The organism is Mesorhizobium sp. P2_E10 (genome assembly GCF_056404235.1).
This window is the reverse complement of sequence record NZ_JBFUEK010000002.1, coordinates 416,318-431,086: the sequence shown is the minus strand read 5'-3', so window position 1 is coordinate 431,086 and position 14,769 is coordinate 416,318. Positions and strand designations below refer to the sequence as shown.

The window sequence follows — 14,769 nt, the reverse complement described above, 5'->3', positions numbered from 1 at the left end:
ATCACCCTTGGCGCGCCTACAGTCGCAGACGGCGGATCACAGGTGATGTCGCATGGCGCGAAAGCCGGAAACGAAACTCGACGATCACAGCCTGATAACGTCGATATTGGTCAAGAAGCATCGAGCGGAAGCGCCCGATATTGTCGACGCCGACGAACTGAAGGAGCGGACGGCAGAGCTCGCACTTGTCCTAGATCTCGCTCACCAGGCATTCGCAAAGAAAGCGCCGGCAGGACCGATCGTCGACCGTCTGGCAGGCCGACTCCACGAGCTTCGCAGGCAGTCTGCTCCCGCGGTCTGGCAGGCACTCATTCCCCTGGCCCAGCAACATCGCGTTGCCGAATATTTGCTGCAAGATCCGTTCACGCGCTGGTCCTTCGAAAAGCCGCGCGGCTATTCGGGCGATGCAAGCCTGCTGGACATTTACTACAAGCACCCCAGCGCCGACGAGATGGTGGCTTCTTCGACCCCGCTTGGCCAGGAGATCTACGCCTATACGAGCGAGGCGGCGAGTTCTGCTGCCGGACGGGAACGGCGCAACATCCTCGCCAAAACGGTGGACGAGACTGCTTGCCGGGTCGGGAATGCCGAGGTGCTGGCGATCGCCTGCGGTCATCTGCGCGAAGCCGAACTCTCCGAGGCGCTCTCTCAGGGGAAATTGAAACGCTGGATTGGACTGGACCAGGATCCTGTCAGCGTCGGCATCGTGAACCGCGATTTTGCCGGCACGGTGGTTAAGGCTGTGGAAGGCTCGGTGCGGGGCCTTCTTCGCCGCGCCTACCCTCTTGGCGCATTCGACCTCGTCTATGCCTCGGGTCTCTACGACTACTTGGCGCCCGCCATCGGCATCCGCCTGTTTCAGAGAGCCATGGAAATGGTCAAGCCCGGTGGCGAACTGCTTTTTGCCAATTTCAGCGACGAGATCACGACCGATGGCTACATGGAAACCTTCATGGATTGGCCGCTGATCCTGCGTTCGGCCGACGATATGTGGGACATCATCAATGCCGCCGTCGACAGGAATCGCGTCGAAGCTGAAGTGTTCTATGGATCGAACCGAAACATCGTTTACGGCAAGGTCCGCAAAGCGTGATCCCAGGATGTGGACGGCGGTGACATTCCGGGTCGGCGGTTGATACCAGGCACCAAGTCCGCGCGCCTTGGGTTCTTTGGTCGAAGGTCTCAGCCATGACGTCGAGAATTTCGGGTTGAACGCCGGGCAACCGCCGCCATCCAGCTGTCAATCAAACAAATTTAAGAAAAATGTCCGGGTCGCGCGAAACATTCCGTAAGGCCGGCTCCTTATGATTGTGATTTTCGTGAGGCTAGGCGCGACCGCAACGCGGAACATCAGCGCTATCTTATGAAACGGGGCGTAGAATCCTGTCCAGCCGGAGCGAATCATTAGGATCTGTGCATGACCCAAACGTTGGCCGATGTGGTTGAAGACGAAGTCCTTCCGCAGCGGCAAGAGCCACTTCCGGGAGACCTGCGCAAGCTTTACCGAATGGAGGGCGAGAGTGCCTGCAGAAAGGCTGCCCGGCAGGGGCTCTGGCTCGCGGTTGCGTGCTATCTCTCGTTTTCCGTCACCGATATACTGCTGATCCCGGATGTCGCGGCTTACACGATCGGCGCGCGTTTTGCGGTCAGCGCAATCGCGCTCGTCGTCCTCGAAACACAGTATCGCCTGGGGTTCAAAACGGAAGGGCTTGATCTCACCTGCGCGGTCGCCCTGGTCTCAGGCTATATAGGTTGGTTGATTCCGGCGATAACGACCGGATACACCCAGAATTTCTCTTACTTCATGATTTTTGGCTCCATCTTCATGATGGGCGCCAACCTGTTCTTTCGATTCCAGTTTGTCCTTTCGATTGTGTCGTCTGGCGTGGTCCTCGCCGCGTTCTTCGTCGCTCTGTATTTGTTTCCCGCAACCTTGTCTTACCAAATCGCCCTCGGGACATTTTACATCTCGTGCTTCACGTTTACCTCCTACGTGAACTGGAAGCTGAATGAGGAGCGCTACAACGTCTTCCTGAATGCGCTGGAAGCCAAAATCCAGCACAAGGAGGCCACCGAACGCGGACAGGCGCTGCTCAATCTGTCGAGAACTGATCCCCTTACAGGTCTCCAGAACCGGCGGGCGATTGACGAGAAACTGCGGGACTACTGGAGTGGCTGGCAGAGGTTCGGCAACAGTTTTGTGGCGATTCTCATCGACGTCGACTTCTTCAAGAAGTTCAACGACTGTTACGGCCACCAAGAGGGCGACCGCTGCCTGATCCTTGTCGCCAACGCCCTTAGCGAAATGATCAAGGGGTACAGTGGCTCAATCGGCCGCTACGGTGGCGAGGAATTCATTGTCCTGGCTCGCCTGGAAGAGAAAGAGCAGGTCGCGGACCTTGCCGAAGCCATTCGCCGCACGGTGGAGGATCTCGGCCTTACCCACGAACTGCGGCGGGACGGTATCTCGGTTGTGACGGTGAGCGTTGGGGCTGCGTTCACCCGGCTGCAGACCGGCGCCAAGCTGGAGAAGATCATCCACGAGGCTGATCGCGCGCTTTACCTGGCAAAAGCCGGCGGTCGAAATTGCGCCCGGCTGTTCGATCCATCCGACCCCCAGAGCAGCGACGAGAGCGAGAACATTGCCGCTTTGCTGAAGATCGCGATCGGCCAGGATCTCGTTTCACTCGTTTATCAACCTATCCAGGATGTCGCATCGGGCCGGGTCGAGGCGGTGGAGGCGCTGATGCGCCTCAAAATGCTGGACGGCACATCGGTCCCGCCGAGCCTGTTCATTCCGGTCGCGGAACGAACCGGCGCGATCCTGGAACTCGGCCGCTGGGCAATACGGACAGTGTGCGCCGAGCTCCTGGCGGACGATCACATCAGCGTCGTCAGTGTCAATGTCTCTCCGATCCAGCTCAAGACACCCGGCTTTGCCACCTCGGTTGCGGCCATTCTGGGCGAGACCGGCGTGGGCGGCAGCCGGCTGGCCTTCGAACTCACCGAGGGGCTGGAGATCGAGATGCACTCGGACATTCTGCGCTGCATCAGCGACCTCAAGCTGCTCGGGGTCAGGATATGGCTCGACGATTTTGGGACGGGCTTCGCAGGCCTGTCATGGCTTCGTCTGATCGATTTCGATACGGTGAAGATCGACCGCTCGTTTCTTCACGACTGCGCCGCCCCCAGGGGCAAGGCGATGCTCCAGGACATTATTGCCCTGGTCCGGAATCGCGGCCACAAGATCCTGGTCGAAGGGGTGGAAACCGACGAGCAGATGGCGCTCATGCGCGATTTCGGCATAGACAAGATCCAGGGCTTTCGCGTCGGCCGCCCCGCTCTGGCCAAAAGTTTCCAGACGAAACAGACCCCCTACAAACGCACACTCACTGTCGTCAAGTCCGCATGACAGCGGTGCCGGCGGCGACCCGGCGGTGCCTGTCGCGCGACAAGCTATCGAGACTGGCGGGCGCCACTTTGCCGGATCCGCTTCAGCCAGGGCGCCAGGTGGAAGCCGCTCATCAGCAGGTACATCGGCACCATTCCGCTGAGTGGTGAAACACCCTGCCCGCCCATGCAGAGCATGGCGGCATCGCCACTGAGAATGCAGGTCAGCAGCGCCATGACCGCGAAAGTCGGCGCCGCTGCGAGGGATATGAGATCAGCTGCGCCGAGCGCGGCCTCGCCGGCGCCGTCTGCATGAGGCTCGCTCATGGTCTGTTTCCCTTGATACCACGGAGGCAGCAGAAGCCCCGCTAATCCACGGAGCTGGGCTCGCGCAGGCCAATTACTCGGCGCGGTCGCGGAATGCCGCCTCGCCGGCGTCCGACACCTCTTCCCATTTCTTGTCGGGCGCCGCGTCATAGCTGTCGTGCCAGTTCCACCATTTGTAGGTCGGGGTCTGCGGATAGCCTTCGGGCGAGTCCTCCCAGACCTCCTGGCGACCGAGCGGCGTGGCGTCGAGGTAGTTCCAGACGGTGCCCATCGCCTCGTCGCCGCGGCTGTTGATGAAGTAGGTGCGAAACACCCTGTCACCGTCATGGATGAACACGTTGTGGCCGTGCCATTCGGCGACGCCAAAATCGGCGTCAAAGCTGTCGGTGATGGTGTACCAGGGCATCTTCCAGTCCATCCGCTGCTTCAGCCGCGCAATGTCGGTCTGCGGGGCGCGCGAGGCATAGACCAGCGTGGTGTCGCGGGCGTTGAGATGGGTGAGATTGCCGACCTGATCGGCGCCCATGGAACAGCCGCGGCAGGCGTGATCGGGCCAGCCATGGACGCCGGGCTCGAAGAAGGCGCGGTAGACGATCAGCTGGCGGCGGCCGTCGAACAGGTCGAGCAGGCTGGCCTTTCCGTCAGGCCCTTCGAAGACATATTTTTTCTCGACTTCCATCCACGGCATCCGCCGCCGCTCGGCGGCCAACGCATCGCGAGCGCGGGCCTGCGCCTTTTCCTTCACCAGCAAGGCTTCACGCGCGGCCTCCCACGCCTCCTGCAAGACGATCGGCGGTGTCTTCATGGCGAGCCGCGCCGAGCCTCCCTCGCCTGTGCCATTCGTGTGACTGGTCATCGTTCTTCTCCTCTCTGCCGTTGCGTGCGGGTCGTGAGTTAGGGCGCGCGTGCCAATTGGCGATAAAGGCGATGGTATCTCGCTATTTTCCGGGCTCCGAAGCCACCTGCCCGATGGGGCGCGCACCGGCCATATAGCGATCATTATCAAAGGGTTCGGCCTGGTTGCTTTCGAGGTCCCACAGATGCCGGTGGGTGGCCGGCAGGTTGCCGAGATATACATGCAGCGCGCCCGAGCGCGCATTGCCGGTGTTGGCCACCGAATGCACGATGTGCGGCGGCATATGCATCACGGCGGGCGCGGCGATGTCCTGCCTCTCCGGCACGTCGATCTCGCTGCCGATAATGGGATAGATGAAGTTGGTCTCGCTGCCCTTGTAGATGCCGATCAGCGCATCCATCAGATGGTTGTGCGGGGGATACTGCAGGCCGGGCGACAGCGTGATGTGGTAGATCGTCAGATTCGGGCTGGCGTGCAGAAGCACTTCGTCGTCGTCTTCCTCATGCGCGAGCACGCCCGTCGCGTGAAAACGCCTGGTATGGTCGTGCAGCACCGTCCTGACGCGTTCGAACGGATCGGGGCCTTGCGCGGCGTTGACGATATCATTGGTTACGGCGTAGAGAGGCGAGCTGGGGGAAAGAGACATTGTCAGTTATCCCTTCTGAGATGCTCAGTGCAAATATCTGAGAAGCTCACGCTAGCGAATGCCGATACCGGCGTCAACTGGGGCCCAAACGGAAGACCAACATGACTCCTCCGAAAGCCGCGGCGGCATCGACCGCCGACATACTGCGCAGCGAAGAGGCCTATGAGCAGGTCAAGACCGATATCGTCGCCTGCGTGCTGCGCCCCGGCGAAAGCCTGACCGAAAAGCAGATCGGCGACCGCTACCAGATCAAGAAGGCGACGATCCGCTCGGCGCTGGCCCGTCTGACGCAGGAAGGGCTGATCAAGAGCGAGCCCAGGCGCGGCTATGTCATCGCGCCGCTCAGCCTGCGCGACGTCAACGAAATCTTCGATGTGCGCAGCCTGATCGAGCCGGAGGTGTTCCGTGTCGCTGCATCGGGCCTCACCGCGCGCGGGCTGGAAGATGTGAGACTAGCGGCGAAGAAGGTGCTGAAGCCGGAGACGCTGCGCAGCCACGTTGCGTTCCTCGCCGCCGATCGCGCCTTTCGCCTGGCGCTGGCGGAGCTGTCGGGAAATCTGCGGCTGGCGCGCCTGCTCGATCAGATACTCGACCAGTCGGAGCGCGTTCTCCATCTCGGCTTCAAATCGCGCGACCTGACGCAACTGATCATCAGCCAGCAGCAGGAATTGGTGCTGGCCTGCGAGGTGGCGGAGGTTTCCGGCATCGTCAAACTGGCGCGTTCGCAGTGCCTGCTGCTCAAGAAACAGGTGCTCGAAGCCTTGCTTGCCAGCGCCAAGCTGCAGGAAGCCAATCTGCAGACCTTCGCATAGAGCCTATTCCCATCCCGATGAAAGATCGGGATGGGGCTCTATCTTCCCTCACTGTGTAGGCGCCTGCTAGGACGTCGCACGCAGGTTGCGGCGGGCGCGCCGCCTGTGTGTTGCGCGCGCCGCCTCGGCCACCGCGCCGTTGATTTCGACCACGACGCCTTCGCGCGGCTTGGCGTTGGTGACCCTGTGCAGGCGCTCATAAGGCAAGAGCTCCTTGATCCGGGCATTGAGCGACGCGACTTCAGCTCGCAAATCCTCGCATTCCTGCCTCTGGACATCGTACTGCATTTGTTCAGATGCCTGCTGCAGGGAAAGCTGCGAATAATTTGCGTTCACCGCCGAAAGGTTCATCTTGTCGCTTTCGCTCTCCTTCATGAGCGCAGACAGTTTTTCATCCGCAACCTGCTTTTCGGCCACGGCGTCGCTCCACTGAGCCCTAAGCGTGGCCATCTCGGCAGCGGCTGCGCTGCTCTCATTCGAGGCCAGCTCCAGCCGCGACTGGAGGTTCTGAATTTCAGAGCGCAAGCCGTCCATCTCCAGGTGATTGCGTGTGAGCTCGGCTTGCGTGTCACTTTCCATGAAACGGGCCGCTTCCGTCATTTCCGACAGCTTCGTTTGCGCCATCTCGAACGATTTCTGAAGCCGCATTTCCTCCTTCTCGCTCTTGCCAAGCGCAGCCAGCAGTTCCGAAAGTCGCACCGCCTCGCTGGCATGAATCGTCGAGAGCTCGTCGAGCCTATGGCGCGTCTCGGTTTCCCGCTTGTGCGCCTTGTCGAGATCAATCTGCAGGCTGACATGCTTTTCCCGCAGCATCTTGTTCTCACGCAAGCGTCTATTGGCCTCGACCGTCTTGGCCGCTAGCGTCTTGACGACGTCGCCGAATTCCGCTTCGCGTTTTGCGCTTGCATTGGCTGCCTCGACCAGTTCCAGCCTCACTGCAGCCAGCGCGCCTCGAAGCGCCTCCTTGTCCTGAACCAGGCCTGCCTCATGCTGCTGCAAGACTTCGACGGCGCCTTCGCGCTCGCGCAGCTTTCTGGCCGCATCGTGGAGCTGTTCCGACAGACCTCTTTGGTGTGCGGTCAGGCCGGTATTTGCCAGTTCCAGTTCGTTGGCGCGAAGAACATCGCCGTGGAGGATGTTCAGGAATTCGCGTGTCAGATGGTGCGAAGTCGCGATCTCCGACAGTTTCGTGTTGATCTCCTCCAGATAGTCCTGGGCATCGTGAAAGAGCCCATCAACCGCACTCAATGCAGCCAGCCGGGTTTGCGTGTGTGAAGTCAGCAGCCGTGCGGTCTCTGGACGATCCGCACCGTTCTCTGGCTGGGCGTTGTCGTTGTTTGTCGCGAGATTCTCGTCCGCGTTCTCCGGCGGCGACTGGTCGTCTAGTTTGAGACACTCATCGAACGCGTCCGCCAACTCGGCTTCGAGCTTCTCAAATGCTCTGTCGGAATTAGCGGCACGCTTCATCAACCCCTTGAAACTCATGGCCTAACACTCCTTACACTCCCTCCATTTTTTTACTTAAGGATTTGCTAACATTCCTTTTTACATCCTCTTCTTCCGTTGGGGAAGCCCCGCCGAGCCCTGAGCAGCCTTGGTCGATCGATATGCTCTTGGGCGCCTGCGCAGCAGCCGCAGCGTCGGCCCGCGGTTCACGTGTTTGCGTTTGGCCTTGGCGCCGCCGCCCGTAAGGCAGATATCCGGTCACCCAAGCGCAGGGGCGCCAAGCGCCTCACCCGGCGGCGCGCTTGCCGCGTTTGCTCTTGCCGGCCCGCGCTTCTAGCGTCTTCTCGATCTGCCGCTTCAGCTCGTCCTTGATGTCGACGGTTTCGGCCAGCAAGGCGTCGATCTTCATGAAGTCGAGAACGCGGTATTTCGACACCGCCGGCCGGATCAGGATGTCGGGCTGGCACTGCTTCAGCTTGTTGGCGATGATCGACTGCATCATCAGCTGCGTGGCGCCGAACATCAGGTCGACGGAGGTCGGGTTCTTGCGCTCGGCCTCGGTCGGAGCGCCGACGACATCGACGGCGATGATGATGTCGGCGTCGTGCTCGATCAGGTCGAACGGCACCGGGTTGTAGATGCCGCCGTCGATCAGCAGCCGGCCGTCGCGCATCACCGGGCGAAACACCGCGGGAATGGCCGCCGAAGCCGCAAGCGCCGAATGCAGGTCGCCGTCGGCGAAGACGGCCAGCTTGTGGCCAAAATAGTCCGTCGCCGTCACCTTCAGCGGTATCTTCAGCTCGGCGAAGGTTTCGGGAATAGCGTCGGGCAGGAAGGCTTTCAGGATGCGCTCGACATTGAACTGGCTGACCCGCAATCCACCCTGCATCGCCTCGGCAAACGTGCCCGGCCGCGCCCGCCACATGCGCGTCGCCACCTCGGCGCGGCGCATCAGGATTGAACGCGTATAGTCCTGGATGTCCCGGCCCGCCATGCCCGACGCCATGCCGGCGCCCATGATGGCGCCGATCGACGAGCCGGAAATTGCGACCGGCCTGATGCCCAGTTCGTCCAGCGCCTCGATGACGTGGACATGCGCCAGCCCGCGCGCGCCGCCGCCGCCAAAGGCGATGCCGAAGCTCGGGCCAGCACTCATCCCTTGCCGCCCAGCGCCAGTTTGGGTCCGACGACCATGATGGCCGGCTCGGCGGAAAGCAGTTTCTTCGCCGCCGCCTTGACCTGGTCCAGCGTCACCCCGTTGATCAGGGCGCCGCGGCGCTGCATGTAGTCAATGCCGAGCTTGTCGAGCTGCAGTTCGACCAGGGTCGCTGCAATCGCGCTCGAGGAATCCAGATTGTTGATGGCATAGGCGCCGACCATGTATTTCTTGGTCGCTTCAAGTTCTTCCTCGGTCGGCCCCACCTCGGCCATGCGCTTGACCACCTCACGCACGACGCCCAGCGTCTCGGCCGCCCTGTCGGAGCGGGTCGCCGTGGTGACGAGCAGCGCATCGGCGTGTTTCTGGTCGATCAGGTCGGAACTGACGCTATAGGCCAGGCCGCGCTTTTCGCGCACTTCGTCGAACAGGCGCGAGGTAAAGGTGCCGCCGCCAAGGATCTCGTTCATCAGCACCGCGGCGAAAAAGTCCGGCGCGTCGCGTTTCACGCCGGGATAGGCCAGTTGCAGCGAGGTCTGCGGCAGGTCGTAGTTGACCTCGAGCTGCTGGCCGAGCTTCGGCTCGATATCGGCGACGGGGTTCAGCGTCTGCTTTTCCGGCAGGTCGCCGAACAGCGCGTCGAGCTTCTCTTTCAGCGTCCCGGCGTCGATGTCGCCGACCACCGCGACATGCAGGCCGTCGCGGGCGAAATTGGCCTTGTGGAAAGCTTTCAGATCATCCGGCGTGATGGTGGCGAGGCTTTGCTTGGTGCCCTCGTCGGACCTGGAATAGGGATGGGTGCCGTAGATCGCTTCCGCCCATTTGGTCTGGGCGATGGTGCCCGGGTCGTTCTCGCCGGCGATGATGCCGGACAGGATCTGCGAACGAATGCGGTCGATCGGCGCCTGGTCGAAGCGCGGTTTGGTGACCGCCAGCCGCAACAGGTCGAACGCCGCGTCGTTGCGTTCGGCCAGCATACGCATCGAGCCATAGGTGCCGTCGCGCCCGGCCTCGAAGCCCATTTCAGCGCCGACATCATCGAGCTTTATCTGGAAGGCCTCGCTGTCGAGATCGCCGGCGCCCTCGTCGAACAGGCCGGTCATCAGATTGACCAGCCCTTCCTTGCCAGCAGGGTCCTGCGTCGAGCCACCGTCGAAGACGAAGCGGATGGCGATGATCGGCACCGTATGATCTTCCACCAGCCAGGCGGTGATGCCCTTCGGCGATTTTACTTCCTGGATGTCCATGGCGCGAGCGGCGAGCGCCGGCAGGATAAGGAAGACGACGGAAAGGAACAGGGTCGCCAGCGGCGTGGCGGTGCGGCGGGGCAGGATCGCGAGTCTGTTCATCGGATCAGTTTCCCGCCTGGGTTTGCGGCAAGAGATAGCCGGTCGTCGAATGATCCAGCACCAGATACCGCACGGCGACGGCCTTGACCTCGTCGGCGGTGACCTTGCGGATGCGGTCAGGCCATTCCTCGATATCTCTGACGTTGCCGCCGACGGCCAGCGTCGAGCCATAGATGTTGGCCATGGAATCCTGCTTGTCGCGGGCGAAGATCATCGAGCGGACGTAGCGGGCCTTGGCCTTCTCCAACTCCTCGCCAGTGACCCCGTCCTTGGCAATGCGAAGGATTTCGGCATCGACCGCCGCCTCGACATCGGCGAGCTTGGCGTCACCGCGCGGCGCGCCATAGACGGTGAAATTGGTGGCGTCGTGCATGGTGCCCTGGAAGAAGGCCCCGGCGCTGGCGGCTATGCCTTGCTTGACCACTAGCTCCTGGTAGAGCCGGCTGCGGCTGCCGCCGCCGAGGATTTCAGCCAGTATGTCGAGCGCTTCGGCTTCACCCGGTTTTGCCGTGCGATAGGACGGAACCACCCATTGCGTCGAAAAACTCGGGACGCTGACGCGCGCATCGGTGAGCGTCACCGTGCGCCTGGTGTTCTGCTCCGGCTCGACCGGACGGATGCGCGGCGGCAGATCCGGACCGCGCGCGACCTTGCCAAAGGTCTTTTCGGCCAGCGCCTTGACCGCGCCGGACTCGACGTCGCCGGCCACCACCAGCACGGCGTTGTTGGGGGTATAATATTTGTCGTAGAAGGCCGTGGCGTCGGTGCGGTTCAGCTGCTCCATCTCCTGCATCCAACCGATCACCGGAATGCGGTAGGGCTGGTTCTGCCACAGCGTGGCGTCGACTTCCTCGTCGAGAACCGCCTCGGGATTGCTGTCGATGCGCGCGCGGCGCTCCTCGAGGATGACGTCGCGCTCGGTCTTGATGACGTCGTCGGTGAGGATGAGGTTACGCATCCGGTCGGCCTCGAAGCTCATCATGTCGCCGAGTGCCGAGGGCGCCACCGTCTCGTGGAAGGCGGTGTAGTCATAGGAGGTGAAGGCGTTGTTGGAACCGCCTATGGCCGAGATGGCGCGGTCGAACTCGCCGGCTGGATGGTTCTTGGTTGCCTTGAACATCAGATGTTCGAAGAAATGGGCAATGCCGGATTTGCCCGGCGGCTCATCGGCACTGCCGATCTTGTACCACACCATATGGGTGACGATCGGCGCCCGGTGATCCGGGATGACGACCACCTCCATGCCGTTGTCGAGCAGGAAGTCCGTCACCTTGCCATCGTCCGATACGGCCAGAACCGGGCCGGTCGTGACCAGGGCCAGCGCGGTCGTCAGCAGCATTCTGCGCAGAGATGTCATCAATGGCTCCGGATTTCATGCCGCGACGATAGGCAAGGTCTTGTGGACAAGCAAAGTGAATTGTTGGTCATGTTGCCGGCAAAGGCGGCGGCAAAGAGGCCGCCCCCAGGGCGTGCAAGGGATGCCGCAAGCAATCAGCCGGCTTCGATGAAGCGAATGACGGTCTCGCCATAGCCGCGCTCGTCGACCACCGCAAAGCCGGGGCCAAGCTCGAACGGGGCCGCCGCCGCTTCCTCGACGACGCAGAGCGCACCGGGCGAGAGCCAGCCACCGGCCTTGGCCGAACGCAGGGCGAGTTCGCCAAGACCCTTGCCGTAGGGTGGATCGGCAAACACCAGTCCGAAGGCAGCGATGGTGCCGGCCTCGCCAAGTGCTGAGGCATCGCGGCGAAAAATCTTGGTGCGCCCGGTCAGGCCGAAGGCTTCGACATTGGTGCGGATCAGGCCGCGTCCTTCCGCCGATTCCTCGATGAAGACGCCATAGGACGCGCCACGCGACAGCGCTTCGAGGCCGAGCGCGCCGGTGCCGGCGAACAGGTCGAGCACGCGCGCGCCGTCCAGTTTCTCGGGATAGCGATGCGCCAGCACGTTGAAGACAGCCTCGCGGGTGCGGTCGGTCGTCGGGCGGATGCCATTGCTGCGCGGCGTCGCCAGCGGACGCCCGCGAAACTCACCGCCGACGATCCGCATTACTTGCCCTTGGGGCCGTTACGCGGCCGGTCACTGCCGGGACGATCGCCCCGCGGCTTGCCGAACGGTTTTGCACCGGCGGGCTTGCCATAGGCGGGCTTGAACGAAGCCTTGCGCGCCTTGGCATCGCTGGCTTTGGCCGCGTCGGCTTCCGCCCTGCCCTTGCCGATCGGCCGCGCGCCAGGCGCCATCCAGACATTGGCCTTGCGCTGGCCCGGCGGCTCGATCGGCCGCTGCTCGCGTTCCGGCCTTTTCCCGCCCGGCTTGCCGCCAAAGCCACCACGCGGCTTGTCGCCGAAGCCCCCGCGCGGTTTCTCGCCGAAGCTGCGCTCGGGCCTCGGGCCACGCTCGCCAAAGCTCTTTTCCGGCCCAGCACTTCTGTCGGGACTTGTCGACAGCTTGCCCAGCGCCTCGTCGCGGCTGCCTTCGCGGCGCTTGCGGTTCTTGATCAGCCCGCCCTCGCCGATCGGACGGCGCTCGCCGTCGCGGGTGAATTTCGGCCGCTCGGGTTCCTCTTCGCGCACGGTTTCGCGCCGCACCGGCTTGTTGGAAAACGGCTTGGTGATCTCGGCGTCGAAATTGGCGCCGGATTCCTCGACCAGGCGCTCGCCAAGCTGGTCGCGCAGCACGCGGCCCTTAATCTCGAGAACATGGCCTTCCTTCAGATCATCCAGCTGGAATGGGCCGTAGGAAATGCGGATCAGCCGCGTGACGTCGAGGCCGAGCGAGCCAAGGATGTTCCTGACCTCGCGGTTCTTGCCCTCTCGCAGGCCAAGCGTCAGCCAGGCATTGGTGCCCTGCTCTCGGTCGAGCGTCGCTTCGATGGCGCCATAGAAGACGCCGTCGACGGCAATGCCTTCGCGCAGGCCGGCGAGCGCGCTTTCCTCGACCTTGCCGTGGACGCGCACGCGGTAGCGCCTGAGCCAGCCGGTGGCCGGCAGTTCGAGCACGCGCGACAGCCCGCCATCATTGGTGAGCAGCAAAAGGCCTTCGGTGTTGATATCGAGGCGACCGATGGTCATCAGCCGCGGCAGGTCGGCCGGCAGCACGTCGAACACGGTTTTGCGGCCCTCGGGATCGCGGTTGGTGGTGACGACGCCGGCCGGCTTGTGGAACAGGAACAGCCTCGTGCGCTCGATCGGCGGTATCTCCATGCCGTCGAGATGGATGATGTCGCCTGGCATGACATTGAAGGCCGGCGTGGTCAGAGCGCGACCATTGACCTTGACGCGGCCGGCCGCAATCAGCTCCTCGGCGTCGCGGCGCGAGGCGAGACCGGCGCGCGCCAGCCGCTTGGCGATGCGCTCGCCAGCCTCTTCCGTCACTTCCGCGGCACGCGGGCGCGGCCTGAAACCACCGCCTGACGCGCCCTGGGGCCTATCGCCAAAGTCGCGCTTGGGGCGATCAGCAAAGTCACGCTTAGGCCGGTCGTCGCGCGGTTTGAAGTCACGCTTCGGACGTTCGCCTTCGGCGGCCATCGGCCGATCGCCGCGCGGTGCATAGGGTTTGCGCGGACCTTCGCGCTTCTCATAAGGCTTGCGCTCGCCTTCAGCGGCCCTTGGTCGGTCGCCGCGTGGCGCATATGGTTTGCGCGGTCCTTCGCGCTTCTCGTAAGGCTTGCGCTCGCCCTCGGCGGCCATCGGACGATCACCACGCGGGGCATAGGGCTTGCGCGGGCCTTCGCGTTTTTCATATGGCTTGCCCTCGGGGCGCGGACCCTTGCTGAATGGCCGATCGCCGCTCTTGAAGTCGCGCTTCGGCCGCTCGCCGTCGGTGGCCATCGGCCGGTCGCCACGCGGGGCATAGGGCTTGCGCGGGCCTTCGCGCTTTTCAAAAGGCTTGCCTTCGGGGCGCGGGCCCTTGCTGAATGGCCGGTCGCCGCTCTTGAAATCGCGCTTCGGGCGCTCGCCCTCAGCGGCTATCGGCCTGTCACCGCGCGGTGCGTAGGGTTTCTTGGCGCCGAAGGATGGCTTGCCGCCTTTGCCGGCGGCGCCATCGCGGCTGCGCGGTCCCGCAGCTTTCGGGCCGCCTCTGGCCGGACCCTTTTTGGGCCGGAATTTCTTGTCGTTGTCGTCCATGTGGCCTTTGCCTGTTTGCGCTGCTACAGCGTGGCGCATCCTTTCGGGCGCGCAAAGAACGCTGTAGCACTTTTGATTTGGCGCATGATCATTTCCGAAAACCGAGTCCGATTTTCGAGGTTATGCGCTCAATAACAGGATCACGCCTGAGTGGCGAGGAGATAATCGGGATGGAAACCCGCGTGAAGCGGCCGGATTTCATGGCGCTGGCGTTGCAAGAAGCCGAAGCCGCCGCCTTGCGCGGCGAAGTGCCGGTCGGCGCCGTCATTGCCAGCGGCAGCACGGTGGTGGCAAAAGCCGGCAATCGCACCCGCGAGTTTGCCGATCCGACCGCACATGCCGAGATGCTGGCGATCCGCGAGGCTTGCCAGAAGCTCTCAGCCGAGCGGCTGACCGGGCACGACCTCTATGTGACGCTGGAGCCCTGCGCCATGTGCGCCGGTGCCATTTCCTTCGCCAGGCTGCGCCGGCTCTATTTCGGCGCCGCCGACGAGAAGGGCGGCGCGGTGGTCAACGGCGTGCGCTTCTTCACGTCACCCACGTGCCATCACGCACCCGACATCTATCCGGGCATGGCCGAGCATGATGCGGCCCTGCTGCTGAAGGATTTTTTCCGGGAGCGACGCGAACCTTAGCTAGATATCAAAGGGTTACGGCGTTCTT

General features: G+C 62.9%; 13 protein-coding genes. 4 read left to right on the top strand and 9 right to left on the bottom strand.

The window, feature by feature from the left end:
• The first annotated feature begins 52 nt into the window (after positions 1-52).
• Positions 53-1,093, top strand: a complete 1,041-nt coding sequence (locus AC1D0N_RS06850; RefSeq protein ID WP_477242675.1) for a class I SAM-dependent methyltransferase — start codon at positions 53-55, stop codon at positions 1,091-1,093.
• Positions 1,094-1,417: 324 nt separating this feature from the next.
• Entirely contained in the window at positions 1,418-3,412 is a 1,995-nt protein-coding gene (locus AC1D0N_RS06845; protein WP_477242674.1) for a putative bifunctional diguanylate cyclase/phosphodiesterase, read from the top strand.
• Between the two features lie 44 nt (positions 3,413-3,456).
• On the opposite strand, the gene AC1D0N_RS06840 is transcribed toward AC1D0N_RS06845, so the two are convergent.
• The 3 genes from AC1D0N_RS06840 to AC1D0N_RS06830 form a co-directional block, all read right to left on the bottom strand.
• Complete coding sequence (locus AC1D0N_RS06840; protein WP_477242673.1) at positions 3,457-3,717, bottom strand: hypothetical protein; 261 nt, start codon at positions 3,715-3,717, stop codon at positions 3,457-3,459.
• Positions 3,718-3,790: 73 nt separating this feature from the next.
• Positions 3,791-4,573, bottom strand: a complete 783-nt coding sequence (locus AC1D0N_RS06835; RefSeq protein ID WP_477242672.1) for a DUF899 domain-containing protein — start codon at positions 4,571-4,573, stop codon at positions 3,791-3,793.
• Between the two features lie 82 nt (positions 4,574-4,655).
• The gene (locus tag AC1D0N_RS06830) at positions 4,656-5,219 is read right to left on the bottom strand and encodes an autotransporter (RefSeq protein ID WP_477242671.1); all 564 of its coding nucleotides are present in this window, start codon (positions 5,217-5,219) and stop codon (positions 4,656-4,658) included.
• A gap of 101 nt (positions 5,220-5,320) precedes the next feature.
• On the opposite strand from AC1D0N_RS06830, the gene AC1D0N_RS06825 reads away from it, so the two are divergent.
• Entirely contained in the window at positions 5,321-6,031 is a 711-nt protein-coding gene (locus AC1D0N_RS06825; RefSeq protein ID WP_477242670.1) for a GntR family transcriptional regulator, read from the top strand.
• Between the two features lie 66 nt (positions 6,032-6,097).
• Here the strand turns inward: AC1D0N_RS06825 and AC1D0N_RS06820 are convergent, their stop codons facing one another.
• The 6 genes from AC1D0N_RS06820 to AC1D0N_RS06795 all read right to left on the bottom strand — a co-directional run bounded on the left by AC1D0N_RS06820 (position 6,098) and on the right by AC1D0N_RS06795 (position 14,106).
• Entirely contained in the window at positions 6,098-7,516 is a 1,419-nt protein-coding gene (locus AC1D0N_RS06820; protein WP_477242669.1) for a coiled-coil domain-containing protein, read from the bottom strand.
• A 247-nt stretch (positions 7,517-7,763) separates the two neighbouring features.
• Positions 7,764-8,633, bottom strand: coding sequence for a patatin-like phospholipase family protein (locus tag AC1D0N_RS06815; RefSeq protein WP_477242668.1), 870 nt, complete (start codon positions 8,631-8,633; stop codon positions 7,764-7,766).
• Positions 8,630-9,982 (bottom strand): M16 family metallopeptidase, encoded by a 1,353-nt coding sequence (locus tag AC1D0N_RS06810; protein ID WP_477242667.1) that lies wholly within the window; start codon positions 9,980-9,982, stop codon positions 8,630-8,632. Before AC1D0N_RS06810 ends, AC1D0N_RS06815 begins: the two co-directional genes overlap by 4 nt.
• 4 nt (positions 9,983-9,986) lie before the next feature.
• Positions 9,987-11,339: a M16 family metallopeptidase gene (locus tag AC1D0N_RS06805; protein WP_477242666.1), complete on the bottom strand. Its 1,353-nt coding sequence runs from the start codon at positions 11,337-11,339 to the stop codon at positions 9,987-9,989.
• A 134-nt stretch (positions 11,340-11,473) separates the two neighbouring features.
• On the bottom strand, positions 11,474-12,028 hold the full coding sequence (rsmD, locus tag AC1D0N_RS06800) for a 16S rRNA (guanine(966)-N(2))-methyltransferase RsmD (protein WP_477242665.1): 555 nt from the start codon (positions 12,026-12,028) through the stop codon (positions 11,474-11,476).
• Positions 12,028-14,106 carry a pseudouridine synthase gene (locus AC1D0N_RS06795; RefSeq protein ID WP_477242664.1) on the bottom strand — a complete coding sequence of 693 codons (2,079 nt, stop codon included), beginning with the start codon at positions 14,104-14,106 and terminating at the stop codon, positions 12,028-12,030. The genes rsmD and AC1D0N_RS06795 overlap by 1 nt, the downstream gene beginning before the upstream one ends.
• Positions 14,107-14,288: 182 nt before the next feature.
• Between AC1D0N_RS06795 and AC1D0N_RS06790 the strand changes: the two genes are divergently transcribed.
• The gene (locus AC1D0N_RS06790) at positions 14,289-14,741 is read left to right on the top strand and encodes a nucleoside deaminase (protein WP_477243108.1); all 453 of its coding nucleotides are present in this window, start codon (positions 14,289-14,291) and stop codon (positions 14,739-14,741) included.
• Positions 14,742-14,769 lie beyond the last annotated feature (28 nt).

Excerpts from the sequence above, each read along its gene's own strand:
- AC1D0N_RS06845 (WP_477242674.1), top strand. The coding sequence starts at position 1,418 with ATGACCCAAACGTTGGCCGATGTGGTTGAAGACGAAGTCCTTCCGCAG.
- AC1D0N_RS06840 (WP_477242673.1), bottom strand. The coding sequence starts at position 3,717 with ATGAGCGAGCCTCATGCAGACGGCGCCGGCGAGGCCGCGCTCGGCGCA.
- AC1D0N_RS06820 (WP_477242669.1), bottom strand. The coding sequence starts at position 7,516 with ATGAGTTTCAAGGGGTTGATGAAGCGTGCCGCTAATTCCGACAGAGCA.
- AC1D0N_RS06805 (WP_477242666.1), bottom strand. The coding sequence starts at position 11,339 with ATGACATCTCTGCGCAGAATGCTGCTGACGACCGCGCTGGCCCTGGTC.
- AC1D0N_RS06850 (WP_477242675.1), top strand. The coding sequence starts at position 53 with ATGGCGCGAAAGCCGGAAACGAAACTCGACGATCACAGCCTGATAACG.
- AC1D0N_RS06835 (WP_477242672.1), bottom strand. The coding sequence starts at position 4,573 with ATGACCAGTCACACGAATGGCACAGGCGAGGGAGGCTCGGCGCGGCTC.
- AC1D0N_RS06815 (WP_477242668.1), bottom strand. The coding sequence starts at position 8,633 with ATGAGTGCTGGCCCGAGCTTCGGCATCGCCTTTGGCGGCGGCGGCGCG.
- AC1D0N_RS06810 (WP_477242667.1), bottom strand. The coding sequence starts at position 9,982 with ATGAACAGACTCGCGATCCTGCCCCGCCGCACCGCCACGCCGCTGGCG.
- rsmD (WP_477242665.1), bottom strand. The coding sequence starts at position 12,028 with ATGCGGATCGTCGGCGGTGAGTTTCGCGGGCGTCCGCTGGCGACGCCG.
- AC1D0N_RS06830 (WP_477242671.1), bottom strand. The coding sequence starts at position 5,219 with ATGTCTCTTTCCCCCAGCTCGCCTCTCTACGCCGTAACCAATGATATC.
- AC1D0N_RS06825 (WP_477242670.1), top strand. The coding sequence starts at position 5,321 with ATGACTCCTCCGAAAGCCGCGGCGGCATCGACCGCCGACATACTGCGC.
- AC1D0N_RS06795 (WP_477242664.1), bottom strand. The coding sequence starts at position 14,106 with ATGGACGACAACGACAAGAAATTCCGGCCCAAAAAGGGTCCGGCCAGA.